Raw genomic sequence first — 16,517 nt, forward strand, 5'->3', positions numbered from 1 at the left:
CCGCCATGCGCATTTTATGGATCCTGCCCTACTCGCCCTGGCCCGCCACCAGCGGCGGCAAGACGCGCCAGTTCCATCTGCTGCGCAGCCTGGCGGCGCGTGGGCACCGGATCACCCTGCTGCTGCACGACAAGCACCCGGTGTCGCTGGCCGATCGCCAGTTGCTGGAGGCGTTTCTCGATCAATTGATCATCCTGCCGCGCCGCTCGCTGCGCAGCGTGAAGACCCTGGTGGCCGGGCTGTTTGCGCCTTACCCGTTGCTGGCCAGCGTCAACGGCCTGTCGAGCGCGCTGCAGGACCGGTTCAACCAACTGCTCAATGAACATTGGGACGTGGTGCAGGTCGAGCACACCTACACCTTCCAACCTTATGAAGAGGCCCTGGTGCGTCAATCCCAACCTTTCGTGCTGACCGAACACAATGTTGAGTCGGCGCTCGGTGCGGCCACCTACGACCGCTTGCCGCGTTGGGCGCTGCCGTTCATTCGCTATGACCAATGGCGCTACACGCGCTGGGAACGTCGCGTGATGCGTCAGGCCACCCAGGTGGTGGCGGTCACCGACAGCGATGCGCAGGTGCTGGAAAAAATCGCCGGCAAACCGGTGCCGGTGGTGGTCAATGGCGTGGACTGCGATCACTTCGCCGCTGCCCGTCCTGACCCGTCGACCCGCCGCGTGTTGTTCCTGGGCAACTATGAGTACGCGCCCAATGTGGATGCCATCGAATGGGCCCTGGATGAAATCCTGCCCAAAGTCTGGGAACACTGCCCCGACGCGCGCATGAGCGTGTGCGGCTTCGGCATGCCCGCCAGTTGGCGCGAACGCTGGCAGGACCCGCGCATCGAATGGCAAGGCTTTGTGCCAGACCTGTTGAGCCTGCAATCGACCTGTTCGGTGTTTCTCGCGCCGTTGCGCCATGGCGGTGGTTCCAAGCTCAAGGTGCTCGAAGCGCTGGCCGCCGGCCTGCCCCTGGCCAGCACCGAACAGGGGGTGTCGGGCCTGGACCTGGTGGACGGCCTGGATTATCTCGGCGGGCAAACCGCCGTCAGCCTGGCGGACGCCGTGGTACGCCTGCTGCAATCGCCCGAAGCCGCCGCGCCCATGGGTGAAGCCGGCCGCGCCTATGTGCGGCGGGCCCATGACTGGAGCGTTGCCGCCAGCCAACTGGAGCAGGTGTACGCTACCCTCTCGCCGCTCAATCAAAAGGAGCCCGTATGCGTGTAGGCCTGGATTACCGCACCGTCGGCACCTCACCGCAATCGGGCATCAGCCGCCAGGTGTATGCGCTGGAAAGCGCCCTGCGCAGTTTGCCGGACCTGGAACTGGAGCGCTTTACCGTGGCGCCCCGGGGCGATCAAACGCGGTTGCAGGCGCACTGCCCGGCCTGGGGCTGCGCGAAAACGGCGATGCACCAGCCGCAGAATCGCCTGCGCTTCGAAGCCGGTTTTTTACCCCGCGCCCTGCGCGAACAGCACATCGATCTGTACATCAGCACCTTCAATATGGGCCTGCCGTTGCCGCCCCGGCCCACAGGGTTGCGTACCGTGGTGCTGCTGCACGACCTGTTCCAGATCACGCTGGACAACTACCACGCCAGCCGCCTGAAGGCACTGGTGTACAAGACCACCGATCGGCTGTCGATTGCCTATGCCGTGCGTAGCGCCGACCGGGTGTGGACGCCCTCCCAGTACAGCGCCGACGAAACCGCGCGGTTGTTTCCTCAGGCAGCGGGCAAGATTCGCGTGCTGCCCAATCAGGTGGACGGGTTCAACGAACCGGCGGCGGACCTGTCGGCGCGCCCACTGCCCAAGGGCTTCTGGCTGCTGGTCGGCACCCGTGAATTGCGCAAGAACGTGCCGTTCCTGGTGGATGCCTGGCAGCAGGCGCGGCGCCTGTCCGTCAACGTGCCGGAATTGGTGCTGGTGGGCAGCCTGGAGCATTTGCCCGACGCCCAGCGCACCCTGGCGGGCATTCATGCGCTGAGTGGCGTCTCTGATGCCGAGTTGCACGGGCTGTACCGCCAGGCGTCACGTGTATGGCAACCCTCCTACGCTGAAGGTTTCGGTTTGCCGGTGATTGAAGCGTTGAGCGTCGGCACCCCCGTGGCCGTGGCCAGCGGCACCTCGCTGGACGAAATCACCCCGCCGTCGGCGCCGCGCTTTTCGCCCACCGATGGCCCTGCGTTGGTACAGCTGATGCTGAGCCTGGGTGAGCGCGGCGATGAAGGCACCCCCGAAGACCATCGCCAATGGGCCGCACGTTTCAATCAACACGCCTATCGCCGGCGCCTGGCCGAACTGATCGAGGAGCTGAAATGAGACTCTCCCTGGCAAGCCTCGTCGCTATCCTCCTCGGCGCGCTGTTTGGCGTGGTCGCCCTGGTGCTGTCACCGGCCAAAGCGTTTCTCGCCGTGATTGGCCTGGCGGCGGCGGTGACCATCCTGCGCTTTCCCTTCTGGGGCTTTTTGCTGTTCGCCCTGGTCGCGACCTTCATGCCCTACTCCACGCTCAACCTGGGCATCCGCAGTACCGTGAGCGAAGCGATCCTTGCGCTGACCTGGGGCGCGGTGCTGTGGCACGGTTTTCTGTCACGCCTGCCGGATGCGCCGCGCCTGGCCCGCCGTCCCACCGACCAGATGCTGCTGTGGCTGATGCTGTTCAGTGTGTTCCCGTTCATTGTCGGCCAGGTCAGCATCCACGCCGAAACCAGCGGCGTGGCCAACTGGCTGCGCTGGTTGCTGAACCTGTCAGGGGTATTTCTCGCGGCCAGGTTGTTGGTCGACTACAAGCGCCGCGAAAGCCTGGTGATCGCCTTGCTGCTGGGCACCCTGGCAATGCTGGTGATGTCGATCGCGGTGTTCGTGCGCACGCGCTCCGGGGCGGGAATTGCGCCGATCCTGGCGCTGCTCAATTACGGTAACTTCGACATGTTGAAATTCGGCCTGGAAGCCATGTCGTCGCGTATGGGTTCGCCGTGGATGCACCCGAATGCCATCGGCGGAATCATGGCGCTGCTGCTGCCGCTGGCCTTCTGTTACGGCATGACCGAACAGGGTTGGAAACGCGCGCTGGGACTGGGCGTGGCGTGCCTGGGGGCGGCGGCATTGCTGCTGGCCAGCAGCCGGGGGGCGATGGTCAGCCTGGCGCTGGTGCTGATATGGCTGGCCACCCGGCGCGTGCCTTACACCGGTCGCTTGCTGATGATCGGCGCGGCGCTGACCGTGGCGCTGGTCATCGCGTATCCGCCGTTGCAGGAGCGCCTGGCGACGATTTTCTCGTCGAGCAACGCCAGTACCGAAGTGCGTTTCGACGAGTACCGCATGTTCCCGCAGGCCGTGGCGGCGTACCCGTTCGGCATCGGTTTCAAGGTCGACCCGCCGGTACCGGGTACGCAGTTGCTGGGGATCTCCAACCTGTGGCTGAACTTCATCTACAAGACCGGCGTGGTCGGCATGCTGTTGTTTATCGCCGTCACCGTGCGCTGGTGGCGTGAAGCCCGGCCGGAAAAAGGCCCGATCCGCCTGACCAAGGACAATGCGCTGTGGCTGGGCAGCACGGCCGGGATTCTGTCGGCGCTGGTCAGCGGTTTGTTTGACCACTACTTCAGCTTTGCCGTGGTGATGGTGGCGCTGTTCTGGCTGATGGTGGGGATTAACGTGCTGGAGGCGCGCCGCTTGTTCCCGGCGCGCCTGCCCCAGGTCAAAACGGTGGCGTTTCGCAAGCCAGTACTTGATGGCGCGCGGTCCTGATGCTCGGTTCTGCCGCATGGCTGACCGTGGCAACTCTGTTGGGTCTGTGCCTGGGGTTTGCGCGCGAGTGGCTGCTGGTGGCGGCCTGGGGCGCGGGCGAGCGCAGTGATGCGTTTCTGATCGCGTTGTTCCTGCCCGAGGCGCTGCGCATGTCGCTGGCCGGCGGCGTATTGAGCGCCGCCGCGTTGCCGCTGTATCTGCAACGCGAGGACGACGAACGCCTGGACTGGCTGGCGGTGCTGTTTCCGGCATTGATGCTGATCGCCCTGTTCACCAGCCTGTTGCTGATGCTGTTGGCGCCCTGGCTGGTACAGGTGCTCGGCCCTGGACTGGCGGCCGGCGCCACGGCCCTGGCCGCCAGCAACCTGCAGATCGTGGCGTGGTGTGTACCGGGCTTGATGCTGCATGCGCTGTTCAGTGTTCCATTGCAGGCCAGCGAGCGCTTCGTGCTGGCGGGGTTGGGCTCGCTGCTGTTCAACCTGCCGCCGGTGACGTACCTCGCAGTGGCAGGCACCGCCAGCCAGCCGCACAGCCTGGCGCTGGCCTGCCTGGTCGGCAGCGCATTGATGCCACTGGCGCTGCTGCCGTCGCTCTGGCGCCAGGGCTGGCGACCCTGGCGCGTGCAGCTGTCGCTCGTCCCCTTGCGCGAACTGGGCCAGCGCATCGGCCCGCTGTTGCTGAGCAACGGTGCCAGTCAGGGCCTGGCGTTGATCGAGCGCCTGGTGGCGTCGCTGTTGGGGGAAGGCGCGGTGACCTGGGTCAACCTGGCACGCAAGCTGATGAACCTGCCGCTGATTGCGCTGATGAGCCTCAATCAAGTCCTGCTGGGGATGATGAGCCGACGCCAGGGCGATGAACGCCTGGCCCTGCTCAAGCGCGGCCTGGAAACCGCCAGCGTGCTGACCCTGCCGGCCGGCGTCGGCCTGGTGGCGGCGGCACCGAGCCTGGTGGCGCTGCTGCTGCCCAACCAGGCGGCGGGCTCGCCGCTGCCGCCGTTGCTGGCATGGTTTGCCGTGCCCCTGGTGTTCGGTGCATGGAACGCCCTGCTCGCGCGTTACGCCTACGCCGCCGGCGATACGCGTCAGCCGCTGCGCTGCGAACTGCTCGGCAGCCTGGTCAACGTGCTGCTGCTGGGCGTGCTGCCGTTTGTGTTTGGTTTGGCTGGCATTCCGCTGGCGGCGCTGGCGGGCGTGGTCTGTACCGCGCTGCTGCTGATGCAACGCCAGGCGTTGCTCGGCGCCCTGCCGTGGGCCCGGCATTGGCTGATCAGCACCGTACTGATGGGGCTGGCGGCGCTGCTGTTGTTTCGAATCGAAGGCGTGTGGCTGCAACTGGGCTTGAGCACCCTGGCAGGCGCGATAGTGTTGCTGGGTATGGGGCTGTGGCTGTGGCTGAAGCCGTGGCGCAAGGCGTGAATGATTGTTCGGGAAGACTCAAATGAAACATCGCTGGATTCAAATGGATATCGCCAAAGGCATCGGTATCCTGGTTATCGTGTACGCCCACAGTTGGTTTGTCGCCAACTCGGTGGATTTGCTCTACCCAATCATTGCCTCGTTCGTGCTGCCGTTGTTCTTCTTTTTGTCCGGGGTGTTCTTCAAGCCCGAGCAGCCGTTCGTGGAGATGGCGGTGCGCAAGGCCGATGGCTTGCTCAAGCCGTTCTTCTTCACCATGTTGGTGTATGTGATCGTGCGCGCTGTGCTGCGCGGGCAGCCGTTGCTGCCGGACATCGGCGGCGTGTTTTACGCCTCGGTGGATACCATCCCGTGGCAGGCGTTGTGGTTTTTGCCGCACTTCTGGGTGGCGATCCTGTTCAGTTGGCTGATGCTGCGGCTGATCCAGCGCCTGAAGCTGCCGTTGCCGGGCGCTTGCGTGCTGGCCGGCGCGCAACTGTTGCTCGGCATCTGGGTGCTGCCGTGGTTCTGGCAATTGCCGGTCAGCGTCGGCGAGCAGACCTGGACAATGCCCGGCCTGCCCTTCAGCCTCGACGTGACGCTGATCAGCAGCACCTACTTCATCTACGGCTACCTGCTGCGCGATTGGCTGCGCCGGCATGAGGGCTCGCTGCTAACGCTACTGATTGCGGTGGCGCTGTTCGCCGCGGTGTTCCTCTATAGCCACGACACCATGGACCTGGCGCAGCGCCGTTACGACCACTGGTTGTGGACCAGCCTGCTGGCGGTGATCGGCGTGTACCTGTGCTGGGCGCTGGCGCGGGTGTTGATGGTGTCGACCCTGCTGACCCGGGTGATGACCTATATCGGCCAATCCACCTTGATCCTGTTGATCTTCCACGGCGAGATCCAGCACAAGACTTTCGACCTCATGGAGCGCCTGGGCCTGCATCCGCTCATGGCGGCGTGTGTGGGCTTTGTGGTGGCGGTGGTGGTGCCATTGCTGATCGGCGAAGTGATCAAGCGGGTGGCATTCCTGCGGTTTTTCTACTTCCCGTTTCCGCTGCGCAAGGCGCCTAAACCTTAAGCAGGACTGATGTGGGAGGGGCTTGCCCGCGATAGCGGTGGGTCAACCAACATCGATGTTGGCTGGGCCGACGTCTTCGCGGGCAAGCCCCCCTCCCACATTTGGATCTGTACGCTCAGTCGTCCAGTTGTTGCGGCGCAGGCTTGCTGCCGGGTTTGGCCGGTTTCGCGCCCTTGGCTGGCACGGGTTCGACCGGTGCGGGTTCCGGCGCGGCAGCCGCCTCTTTCTCGGCCATCGGCATCTGGTCGATGGTACTGAAGAACTCTTTCAGATCGAGCGTATCCGGCGGCACGTTCTTCTCGAGTTTCTTGTCACCGTCCTTGCCCACCAGGATCACCTTGGTGCCGCTGCCGACACCGAGTTTGAGGGCGCGGATCAGCGCATTGGTCTCAGGCGGTGTGAGCTTTTTGCTGTCCTTGGGGTCCTTGGCGAACTTCTCGCCTTCGGCACCGATGCTGCCGAATTTCACGGTGTAGAGCACCATGCTGCGCTCTTCGAAGGACTGCTTGGTGGCAGGCTCTTCCAGTTGTTTCTTGAGCGTGGCCAACGTCGGGTTACCCGCATCGAGTTCCACCACGACCAGAGGGCGGGTTTTGCCCAGCTCCAGCTTGAGCGGATTATCATCGGCAGCCAACAACGGCCCCGTAAAAGCCATCAAGGTAGCCAGGGTCAGCGACCGGATGAGCATGCGCACCTCCTTTGAATTCCATGCAGGGTTCTTGAGTTTCATGTCTGCGACAGTCAAATTCAAGGATGATTCCTACGCCACGTTGAGAAGCGTAGGTCAGGGCGCACGCTACGCAAGGGTTTGCAGGGCAGTGAGGCCATTGTTTCCTCTGATTACGAGACCTGCCAATCCGGCCAATGCCGGGCGAATACGGGTTGCACAACCGGGTCGGCGTCCACCCGCTCCAGGGTATGGGCAAAACCCGGGGCCAAATTGTGCAGCGCTTCCCGCGCGTCATCCCAGCGCGACACCGCCGCCGCCATGATGCCCAGCGCGTTGGGGATGTTGTCGTGCGTGAACAACTGGTCGGCAAACTGGTCGGCGAACACTACCCAGGCCTGATGCAGATAGCGCCGCGTGCCGGTGATCAGTTGCGCTTGCAGGGTCTCATCCGCGTCGCCCAGCCAGCGTTGCGGGTAGTCGATGATGCCGATGGCCGAATAGCAATTGGCGGCGATATACAGCAGGCCGCGCAGAATCTGCGCGCGGTTGCCGGCCAGCAGGTCGGCCTGGGGATACTCAAGGCCCAGGTGGATCAGGATGGCGGCGCTTTCGGTCAGCACCTGGCCATCGGGGGTGACCAGGGTGGGAATCTGTTTCAAGGGATTGATGCGCGCAAGGGCTTCGCTGCCCTCGCCGTCCTGCCAGGAACTGGCCTCCACGCGATGCCACTGCACGGCGCAGCGTTGCAGGGCGATTTCGATCATGCAGGAACCGGACTCGTCGGTGCCGTAGAGTGTGTACATGGACATTTGCTCCTGAGAGACGGGGGTTATGCGGGCGTTCGCCTAGAACAGGCCCATCTGACCGCCCACCAAAGTGCCAAAATCATCGTTCACGAACGGCAGGATCGCATCCGCCACGGGCTGCAATTGCCGGGTCACATAATGATCGTAGTCGATCGGCGCTTGCCGCACCTCCAGCGGCTCCGGACCGTTGACGCTGATCACATAGCTGATCCAGCCGCCGCGCTGGTACTGGCGCGGGCGCCCGAGGCGGTCGTTGTATTCATCGGCCAGGCGTGCGGCGCGCACATGGGGCGGGACGTTGCGTTCGTAGTCATGCAGCGCTCGGCGCAGGCGCTTGCGGTAGATCAGCAGGTCGTCGAGTTCACCGCTCAAGGTGCGACGCACATAATCGCGGACATAATCCTGATGCGGCTGGCGATGGAAGATGCGCCGATAGAGCTCCTGCTGGAATTGCCGCGCCAGGGGCGACCAGTCACTGCGCACGGTTTCCAGCCCTTTGTAGACCATCTCTTCGCTGCCATCGCCGCGCACCACCAGGCCGGCGTAGCGCTTCTTGCTGCCCTCCTCCGCGCCGCGAATGGTCGGCATCAGGAAGCGGCTGAAATGGGTCTCGTATTGCAGCTCGAGGGCACTTTGCAGGCCGTATTCGCTGTGCAGATGGCTGCGCCACCAGTCGTTGACGTGCTGCACCAGCGCCTGGCCGATAGGACCGGCGTCCTCGTTGGAATGGCCGCTGCCGAGCCAGACGAACGTGGAGTCGGTGTCGCCGTAGATCACTTCATAGCCCTGGGCCTCAACCAGCTCACGGGTCTGGCGCATGATCTGGTGCCCGCGCATCGTGATCGACGACGCCAGCCGCGTATCGAAGAACCGGCAGCCGCTGGAACCGAGCACGCCGTAGAAGGCATTCATGATGATCTTCAGGGCTTGGGACAATGGCGCATTGTGTTCGCGCTTGGCCACTTCGCGGCCTTCGGAAACCCGCGTGACGATGGACGGCAGGCAATGGCGGGTGCGGGAGAAGCGCGCGCCGCGAAAGCCTTCCACCGAGGCGCTGTCGTCTGGATGCCTGAGGCCTTCGATCAAGCCCACCGGGTCGATCAGAAAACTGCGGATGATCGACGGGTAGAGGCTTTTGTAGTCCAGCACCAGCACCGACTCATAGAGGCCCGGGCGTGAATCCATGACAAAGCCGCCGGGGCTGGCCTGGGGCGGTTTGTCGCCGAGGTTGGGCGCGACGAAGCCCTGGCGATGCATCAACGGCATGTAGAGATGGGTAAACGCCGCGACGGAACCGCCATTGCGGTCGGCAGGCAGGCCGGTGACGCTGGCGCGTTCGAGCAGGAACTCGAGCAGGTCGGTCTTTTCGAAAATCCGCGTGACCAACTCGCAGTCCTTGAGGTTATAGCGCGCCAGGGCAGGCTTGTCCTCGGCGAACATGCGGTTGATTTCGTCCATGCGCTGGTAAGGCGTGGAGATGTCCTTGCCTTCGCCCAGCAGGGTTTGCGCGACGTTCTCCAGGCTGAACGACTCGAAGCTCCAGGTGGCCGAACGCAGGGCTTCGATGCCGTCGATGATCAGTCTGCCTGCCGCCGCGGCGAAGTAGTGATTGCGGCTGCCGTGTTCGCGCCAGGTCATGGCTTCACCGCCGCGCCCGAGCAGGAGCGGCACGTTCAGGCGCTGGGCATGTTCGTGCAGTACGCGCAGGTCGAATTGCACCACGTTCCAGCCAATGATCGCATCCGGATCGTGGAGGGCCAGCCATTGGTTGAGACGTTCAAGCAGCTGGGCGCGGGTGTCGCAATAGTCGAGCTTGAAATCCACCGCATCGCGCTTATTGGGTGGCCCGAGCATGTACACCTGGCGCTCGCCGCAGCCTTCAAGGGCGATGGAATAGAGGTCGCCCTGCGCCGTGGTTTCGATGTCCAGGGACACCAGCTTCAATGGCGGGCGGTAGTCGGGGGCGGGCTTCATCTGGGCGTCGAGCAGGATGCCGCCTGCATCCGCGGTGCCGCCGAACCACACTGGGGCGGTGATAAAGCGTTCCATCATGTAGCGCTCGGGCGGCCGCACGTCGCCTTCATAGACATCGACCCCGGCGCTGCGCAGGCGTTTTTCGATGTCCATCAGTTGGCGGTGCTGCCGGACGTAGAGCCCCAGGACCGGGCGGTGGTGGAAATCGCACAACTGCAACGCGCGCAACTCGATATCGCGCTCGTCCTTGAGCAGCCAGCCCAGCGGCTTGCGATGGATCTCGGGGATAAACATCACCGAGGTCTGCACGGGTAGGCGAATGCACCGAGGCCCTTGGTCGGTCGCCAGCCAGAAGCTGACCTGCGTACCCGCCGGAGTGTCACGCCAATGCCGGGTCAGGACAAAACCCTGCTGTAAATCCACCGTACCGCACCTCGGCAATTGCTTTCAGGGCGTGATTCTACTCGGCATCCGGTAGAGGCGGCACGTTAACTGTCATCTCACAAATTTGTTGCGGAATATGAATAACAATTACTATCATTCGCGCCGGAGTCGTATTCGCGCAGTGAGGAAGCGCACCGTGTTGCCCCCTTCCTCATCATTGACGGTTCACCGTCCGGATTGACCATGCCTCTGTGTAGCCGCCTCGCCGTGCCCTTTCGCCCCACCGTGCTTGCCCTTTTCTGCTCCTTGAGCGTTGCTGCGCAGGCCGATACCAGCAACACCTTGCAACTGGATGCCACGCGCATCGATGCCCAGGCCCCCGCGCCCGATGCGTTGCCTGCGGTGTACGCCGGTGGGCAGGTTGCCCGCGGCGGTCAACTGGGTGTACTGGGCAATCAGGACATCATGGACGTGCCGTTCAGCATGTCCTCGTATACCGAGCAGTTGATTCGCGACCAACAGGCGGAAACGATCGGCGATGTGCTGCTCAATGACGCGTCCGTGCGCCAAGCGTCAGGGTTTGCGAACCAGGCCCAGACCTTCATGATTCGCGGTTTGCCGTTGAATGGCGACGATATCTCATATAACGGCTTGTACGGCATCCTGCCACGCCAGATTATGTCCACTGACGCGCTGGAACGTGTGGAAGTGTTCAAGGGCCCCAACGCGTTCATTAATGGTGTCACGCCGGGCGGCTCGGGTATCGGCGGCGGTGTGAACCTGCAACCCAAGCGTGCCGGTGACGTGTCGCTGCGCCGTTTCAGCACGGACATCAGCAGCGATGGCCGGGTGGGCGAGCATCTGGATATCGGGCAGCGCTTTGGTGAGGATCATCGTTTTGGCGCGCGGATCAACCTGTCCCAGCGCGAAGGCGACACCGGTATTGACGACGAAAACCAGCGCTCGAAGCTGTTCGCGGTCGGCCTCGATTACCGTGGCGATGCACTGCGCCTGTCGGGTGATTTCGTGTACCAGAAGCAGCGTATCAATGGCGGACGCAACTCGGTGTTCCTGGGTAACGCGACCCACGTCCCGGATGCGCCTTCAGCGGATACCAACTATGCGCCCCGCTGGAGCAGCACCAATCTGGAGGACACCTTGGGCATGCTGCGCGCCGAATACGACCTGAATGAAAACTGGACGGCTTACGCCGCAGGCGGTGCCAAGCACAGCCGGGAAATGGGCCGATATTCTTCGATTACCCTGACCGACAACCTCGGCAATGCCACCTCCAGCCGCTCGACCATTGCACACGAAGAAGACAACGCCAGCTTAATGACCGGCTTGAACGGCAAGTTCCAGACCGGCCCTGTCAGCCACCGACTCAACTTCGGCCTGGCCGGCATCTGGACCCAGGCGCGCAACGCCTATGTGTTCAACGGTTCACCGGGGGCAACCAACCTCTACAACCCTGTGACCGGCGCCGCCCCCACGCTCAACACGCCGCGCAATACCCCCGGCACCGATTTCAGCGACCCGACCATTACCGGCAAGACATTCGTGCGCAGCGCTGCGGTGTCCGACACGCTTGGCTTCTTTGATGACCGTCTGTTGGTGACATTGGGTGCACGTCGCCAGCAAATGGTGGTGCAGGGTTACAACTACATGAGCGGAACGCGCACAGCCAACTACGACGAATCTATCACCACGCCGGTCTACGGCATTGTGTTCAAGCCATGGGAGCACGTATCCCTGTACGCCAACCGCATCGAAGGCCTGGCACAGGGCCCCACCTCGCCGCTCAAATCCGGCGACCGGACGATCATCGGTGGCGGGCAAGCCTTCGCACCGGCGCGCTCCAAGCAGATCGAAGCGGGCGTCAAGGTCGACATGGGCACCTATGGCGCCACCCTCGGTGTGTACCGTATCGAGCAGCCAGGCGCAGGTTATGCGCAAGTGATCGATGCAACCACCGCGCGCTATGTACGCGAAGGTCAGCAGATCAACAAAGGCGTCGAACTGAACGTCTTCGGCGAACCGGTAAGTGGCCTGCGTTTGCTCGGCGGAGTGACGCTGATGAAGACCGAACTCAAGGGTACCCTCAACGGTGCCAACGACGGCAACCGCGCCATCGGCGTTCCTTCCTTCCAGTTCAACGCCGGCGTGGATTGGGACGTCCCCGGCCTGCAAGGTGTGACCCTCAATGGGCGCATGCTGCGCACGGGCGGCCAGTATGCCGACGCGGCGAACAACCTGAGCCTGCCCGCCTGGAACCGCTTCGACCTGGGCGCGCGCTACACCTTCACGCTGGCTCAACGTGAGATGACACTGGGCGCTACGGTGGAGAACGTCGCCAACGAGAAATACTGGGAATCGGCTCAAGGCGGCTTCCTGAGCCAGGGTGACCCGCGGGTGGCGAAGTTGTCGGCGACGATTGATTTCTAAATCCACGGTTGTTGACGTCGGGCATCAGCGTTGATGCCCGTTCGCGTCAGGCTCGCTGGGCTTTGTTCAGATAGTTTTCGATGTTGCCCATTTGCTCATCCCAGCCTCGGGAATTCATCTTGAACGCTTTCTGGCGTCGAGCCTGGGGAACGTTGTCGAAACCGGATTCCACCACCCGCAGCAGAATGCCCGGTGCGCGATCCTCAACCGTGAATTCCACCAGCGTCGGTGCTTCCTTGTCGTAGTCGATATGTTTATCTACCGCGAAGGGATGCCACCAGAAAGAAAACAGGGTTTGCGGCAGGATGCGTTCGATCCTGGCCTTCCACACTACATGTTCGTAGCCTGGGTAGGTGATCGGCGCTTCGAGGGTTTCTCCGGCCACAAAGGTCTTTCCCTTGAGGGCAATACCGAACCAATCGCCAAATCGCTCAGCATTCGTGAGCGCTTCCCACACTTGTTTACGTGATGCGTTGAGCAGGACTTTTCGTTCGATGCGATCTAATACGTGCATAAGACACCTCCTCCATTGAACACTAGGCGACATCGACCAATGCGCAACTTTTGGTTATGCGCGATGATGATGAGCCCATCCTTGACTTGGTCATAGGGTATGACTGAATGCTCGAAGGGAAGTTGCCTTGCACAAATGTGTGGGCTATCGCATGGATAGCCCATGGGAGTGGCAGTGATCTAGACGTGGGGATCGCCAGGCGCTTTGGCCGGCGTCGCATATTGCGGCTTCAAATGACCCTCCTGGTCGAGCAGCCAGGCATCCATGATCTGGCGCACCACCGGGCCCGCTACACGGCCGCCGGCCTCGCCGTTTTCGATCATCACTGAAATCACGATCTTCGGATGTTCGGCTGGCGCAAAGCCGACAAACAAGGCGTTATCGCGATGACGCTCCAGCGTCTTGTTGCGGTTGTAACGCTCACCCTGCTTGATCGCCACCACCTGCGCGGTACCGCTCTTGCCGGCAATGCGATATTGGGCACCTTGCGCGGCCGCGCGGGCGATACCGCGCGGGTCGTGCATCACCAGTTGCATGCCGTGGTTGACCTGTTCCCAGTCACGCGGGTCCTTGAGGACGACGTTGGGCATCGGGTTCTCATCCACCGGTGGCACGCCGTTGATGGTCTTGGCCAGGTGCGGCCGGTTCCATACCCCCTTGTTGGCGATCAGCGCAGTGGCCTGGGCCAGTTGCAGCGGCGTGACCTGCATATAACCCTGGCCGATGCCCAGGATCACGGTTTCGCCGGGGAACCAGGGCTGGCGGCGTGTGGCGCGCTTCCAGGCCTGGGAAGGCATCAGGCCGGCGGATTCTTCGAACATGTCCAGGGACACCTTCTGACCCAGGCCGAATTCGGCCAGGTAATCATGCAGGCGATCGATCCCGAGTTTGTGGGCCAGGTCATAGAAGTAGGTGTCATTGGAGCGCATGATGGCGGCGTCCATATCTACCCAGCCGTCGCCGCTGTGGTTCCAGTTGCGGTATTTGTGATCGAAGTCCGGCAGCTGGTAGTACCCTGGATCGAACACGCGGGTTTGTGGAGTGACCACGCCGCTGTCGAGACCTGCGATGGCCACCTCGGGCTTGATGGTCGAGCCTGGCGCATACAGCCCGCGCAGCACGCGGTTGAACAGCGGGCGATCGATGGAGTCATGCAGCGCGGCGTACTCCTTGAAGCTGATGCCGGTGACGAACAGGTTCGGATCGAAACTCGGCTTGCTCACCATGGCCAGCACTTCACCGGTTTGCGGGTCCAGGGCAACCACCGAACCACGACGATCGCCCAGGGCTTCTTCAGCAGCTTCCTGGAGCTTGACGTCGAGACTCAAGACAATGTTTTTTCCAGGGACAGGGTCAGTGTGCTTGAGCACACGCAGCACCCGCCCCTGAGCGTTGGTTTCGACTTCTTCATAACCGACGTGGCCATGCAGTTCCGATTCGTAGAAGCGTTCGATGCCGGTTTTGCCGATCGATTGGGTGCCGCGGTATTCCACTGAATCGAGAGCTTTGGACTCTTTCTCGTTGATTCGTCCGACATAGCCGATGGAGTGAGCAAAGTGCGCGCCCAACGGGTAGTGGCGAACGAACTGGGGTTCAACGTCCACACCCGGTAGACGGAATTCGTTGACGGCCAAGACGGCGATCTGCTCTTCGGTCAACTCGTAAAACAGTGTCACAGGAACAAACGGGTGGCGGGCCTGTTTGAGCGCTTTGTCGAACATAGCGCGATCTTCGGCAGGCAGATGTAACAGATTGACTATCGCGTCCAACTCACCCTTGAGGTCGGTGGTGCGCTCGCGGGTGATAGTCAGGTTATAGCTGGGTCGGTTGTCAGCCAGGACCACACCGTTGCGGTCATAGATCAAGCCGCGCGTGGGGGTGATGGGCAGCACGTGGACGCGGTTGTTTTCGGAAATAGTGGAGTGATAGTCGTATTGCACTACCTGCAGGAAGTACATCCGTCCCACCAGGGCGCAGGTGATCCCGATCACCAGGAGTGCACAGGCGAGCAAACGTTTGTTGACCAGACGGTGTTCTTTTTCGTGGTCCTTGATGGGTATCGGCTCAGGCATTTCTACAGCATCTCGTTGAAAAAGGTCGACGCCGCGTCCTGCGGGAAAATCAGTCCTTGTGAAAATGTGCTGCACCATACCAAAAATGCAGAAACACTTTGTATCGATTTCCCTCAGCGGCGGGTTATTTCATCCAGGCAAGCGACGGTGCAGTGGTGAGCGAGTCAGGGGGCTGTAAGCATCTGGCAAGGCCGTGCTTTTTTAACGGCCAAAACAAAACCCCAACTGCTTTCGCAATTGGGGTTTCGGAATTTAATCTTGACGATGACCTACTCTCACATGGGGAAACCCCACACTACCATCGGCGATGCATCGTTTCACTGCTGAGTTCGGGATGGGATCAGGTGGTTCCAATGCTCTATGGTCGTCAAGAAATTCGGGTACTGAGTCGTGGCCTGATGGCCTCGCTTCAGCAAATTGGGTATGTGACAGCTGTCGGTGTTTTGTGAGTCTTCGAACTTTCGGTTCATCTCGTCTTCACACACCGCAATCTGATGCTCGTTAGAGTAGTCAAATTGCTTGGGTGTTATATGGTCAAGCCTCACGGGCAATTAGTATTGGTTAGCTCAACGCCTCACAGCGCTTACACACCCAACCTATCAACGTCGTAGTCTTCGACGGCCCTTCAGGGAACTCAAGGTTCCAGTGAGATCTCATCTTGAGGCTAGTTTCCCGCTTAGATGCTTTCAGCGGTTATCTATTCCGAACATAGCTACCCGGCAATGCCACTGGCGTGACAACCGGAACACCAGAGGTTCGTCCACTCCGGTCCTCTCGTACTAGGAGCAGCCCCTCTCAAATCTCAAACGTCCACGGCAGATAGGGACCGAACTGTCTCACGACGTTCTAAACCCAGCTCGCGTACCACTTTAAATGGCGAACAGCCATACCCTTGGGACCGGCTTCAGCCCCAGGATGTGATGAGCCGACATCGAGGTGCCAAACACCGCCGTCGATATGAACTCTTGGGCGGTATCAGCCTGTTATCCCCGGAGTACCTTTTATCCGTTGAGCGATGGCCCTTCCATACAGAACCACCGGATCACTAAGACCTACTTTCGTACCTGCTCGACGTGTCTGTCTCGCAGTCAAGCGCGCTTTTGCCTTTATACTCTACGACCGATTTCCGACCGGTCTGAGCGCACCTTCGTACTCCTCCGTTACTCTTTAGGAGGAGACCGCCCCAGTCAAACTACCCACCATACACTGTCCTCGATCCGGATAACGGACCTGAGTTAGAACCTCAAAGTTGCCAGGGTGGTATTTCAAGGTTGGCTCCACGCAGACTGGCGTCCACGCTTCAAAGCCTCCCACCTATCCTACACAAGCAAATTCAAAGTCCAGTGCAAAGCTATAGTAAAGGTTCACGGGGTCTTTCCGTCTAGCCGCGGATACACTGCATCTTCACAGCGATTTCAATTTCA

11 protein-coding genes and 2 rRNA genes (1 of these 13 cut by a window edge) are annotated in these 16,517 nt (G+C 61.6%); 6 read left to right on the top strand and 7 right to left on the bottom strand.

Annotation, left to right across the window (positions count from 1 at the left end):
• The first annotated feature begins 5 nt into the window (after positions 1–5).
• The 5 genes from BFQ04_RS20450 to BFQ04_RS20470 are packed head-to-tail and all read left to right on the top strand — an operon-like array spanning position 6 to position 6,228.
• Positions 6–1,223 carry a glycosyltransferase family 4 protein gene (locus tag BFQ04_RS20450; RefSeq protein WP_065952314.1) on the top strand — a complete coding sequence of 406 codons (1,218 nt, stop codon included), beginning with the start codon at positions 6–8 and terminating at the stop codon, positions 1,221–1,223.
• A complete protein-coding gene (locus BFQ04_RS20455) occupies positions 1,214–2,317 on the top strand; it encodes a glycosyltransferase family 4 protein (protein WP_065952315.1) in 1,104 nt (367 codons plus the stop codon). The genes BFQ04_RS20450 and BFQ04_RS20455 overlap by 10 nt, the downstream gene beginning before the upstream one ends.
• On the top strand, positions 2,314–3,747 hold the full coding sequence (locus BFQ04_RS20460) for an O-antigen ligase family protein (RefSeq protein WP_065952316.1): 1,434 nt from the start codon (positions 2,314–2,316) through the stop codon (positions 3,745–3,747). The genes BFQ04_RS20455 and BFQ04_RS20460 overlap by 4 nt, the downstream gene beginning before the upstream one ends.
• Positions 3,747–5,162 carry a murein biosynthesis integral membrane protein MurJ gene (murJ, locus tag BFQ04_RS20465; RefSeq protein WP_065952317.1) on the top strand — a complete coding sequence of 472 codons (1,416 nt, stop codon included), beginning with the start codon at positions 3,747–3,749 and terminating at the stop codon, positions 5,160–5,162. Before BFQ04_RS20460 ends, murJ begins: the two co-directional genes overlap by 1 nt.
• Before the next feature lie 22 nt (positions 5,163–5,184).
• The gene (locus BFQ04_RS20470; protein WP_065952318.1) at positions 5,185–6,228 is read left to right on the top strand and encodes an acyltransferase family protein; all 1,044 of its coding nucleotides are present in this window, start codon (positions 5,185–5,187) and stop codon (positions 6,226–6,228) included.
• Between the two features lie 115 nt (positions 6,229–6,343).
• Here the strand turns inward: BFQ04_RS20470 and BFQ04_RS20475 are convergent, their stop codons facing one another.
• The 3 genes from BFQ04_RS20475 to BFQ04_RS20485 form a co-directional block, all read right to left on the bottom strand.
• Positions 6,344–6,916, bottom strand: a complete 573-nt coding sequence (locus BFQ04_RS20475) for a DUF4174 domain-containing protein (RefSeq protein ID WP_065952319.1) — start codon at positions 6,914–6,916, stop codon at positions 6,344–6,346.
• A gap of 152 nt (positions 6,917–7,068) precedes the next feature.
• Complete coding sequence (locus BFQ04_RS20480) at positions 7,069–7,701, bottom strand: glutathione S-transferase family protein (RefSeq protein ID WP_065952320.1); 633 nt, start codon at positions 7,699–7,701, stop codon at positions 7,069–7,071.
• A gap of 42 nt (positions 7,702–7,743) precedes the next feature.
• Positions 7,744–10,101, bottom strand: coding sequence for a DNA polymerase II (locus BFQ04_RS20485; protein ID WP_065952321.1), 2,358 nt, complete (start codon positions 10,099–10,101; stop codon positions 7,744–7,746).
• A gap of 204 nt (positions 10,102–10,305) precedes the next feature.
• Here BFQ04_RS20485 and BFQ04_RS20490 point away from each other — a divergent pair, with 204 nt between their 5' ends.
• The gene (locus BFQ04_RS20490) at positions 10,306–12,507 is read left to right on the top strand and encodes a TonB-dependent receptor (RefSeq protein ID WP_065952322.1); all 2,202 of its coding nucleotides are present in this window, start codon (positions 10,306–10,308) and stop codon (positions 12,505–12,507) included.
• Positions 12,508–12,553: 46 nt separating this feature from the next.
• On the opposite strand, the gene BFQ04_RS20495 is transcribed toward BFQ04_RS20490, so the two are convergent.
• From BFQ04_RS20495 to BFQ04_RS20510, 4 genes are all read right to left on the bottom strand, one after another.
• Positions 12,554–13,021 (bottom strand): SRPBCC family protein, encoded by a 468-nt coding sequence (locus tag BFQ04_RS20495; protein ID WP_065952323.1) that lies wholly within the window; start codon positions 13,019–13,021, stop codon positions 12,554–12,556.
• Positions 13,022–13,200: 179 nt separating this feature from the next.
• Positions 13,201–15,093 (bottom strand): penicillin-binding protein 2, encoded by a 1,893-nt coding sequence (gene mrdA, locus BFQ04_RS20500; RefSeq protein WP_065952324.1) that lies wholly within the window; start codon positions 15,091–15,093, stop codon positions 13,201–13,203.
• Between the two features lie 256 nt (positions 15,094–15,349).
• Positions 15,350–15,465: ribosomal RNA gene (gene rrf, locus BFQ04_RS20505) — 5S ribosomal RNA — on the bottom strand.
• A 158-nt stretch (positions 15,466–15,623) separates the two neighbouring features.
• A 23S ribosomal RNA gene (locus tag BFQ04_RS20510) occupies positions 15,624–16,517 on the bottom strand (it continues 1,998 nt past the right edge of the window).

Source organism: Pseudomonas sp. 37 R 15, assembly GCF_900004865.1.
Lineage (GTDB): Bacteria > Pseudomonadota > Gammaproteobacteria > Pseudomonadales > Pseudomonadaceae > Aquipseudomonas > Aquipseudomonas fluorescens_AM.

Coding starts and splice junctions, on each gene's coding strand:
- BFQ04_RS20450 (WP_065952314.1), top strand. CDS start 6: ATGCGCATTTTATGGATCCTGCCCTACTCGCCCTGGCCCGCCACCAGC.
- BFQ04_RS20455 (WP_065952315.1), top strand. CDS start 1,214: ATGCGTGTAGGCCTGGATTACCGCACCGTCGGCACCTCACCGCAATCG.
- BFQ04_RS20460 (WP_065952316.1), top strand. CDS start 2,314: ATGAGACTCTCCCTGGCAAGCCTCGTCGCTATCCTCCTCGGCGCGCTG.
- murJ (WP_065952317.1), top strand. CDS start 3,747: ATGCTCGGTTCTGCCGCATGGCTGACCGTGGCAACTCTGTTGGGTCTG.
- BFQ04_RS20470 (WP_065952318.1), top strand. CDS start 5,185: ATGAAACATCGCTGGATTCAAATGGATATCGCCAAAGGCATCGGTATC.
- BFQ04_RS20475 (WP_065952319.1), bottom strand. CDS start 6,916: ATGCTCATCCGGTCGCTGACCCTGGCTACCTTGATGGCTTTTACGGGG.
- BFQ04_RS20480 (WP_065952320.1), bottom strand. CDS start 7,701: ATGTACACACTCTACGGCACCGACGAGTCCGGTTCCTGCATGATCGAA.
- BFQ04_RS20490 (WP_065952322.1), top strand. CDS start 10,306: ATGCCTCTGTGTAGCCGCCTCGCCGTGCCCTTTCGCCCCACCGTGCTT.
- BFQ04_RS20495 (WP_065952323.1), bottom strand. CDS start 13,021: ATGCACGTATTAGATCGCATCGAACGAAAAGTCCTGCTCAACGCATCA.
- mrdA (WP_065952324.1), bottom strand. CDS start 15,093: ATGCCTGAGCCGATACCCATCAAGGACCACGAAAAAGAACACCGTCTG.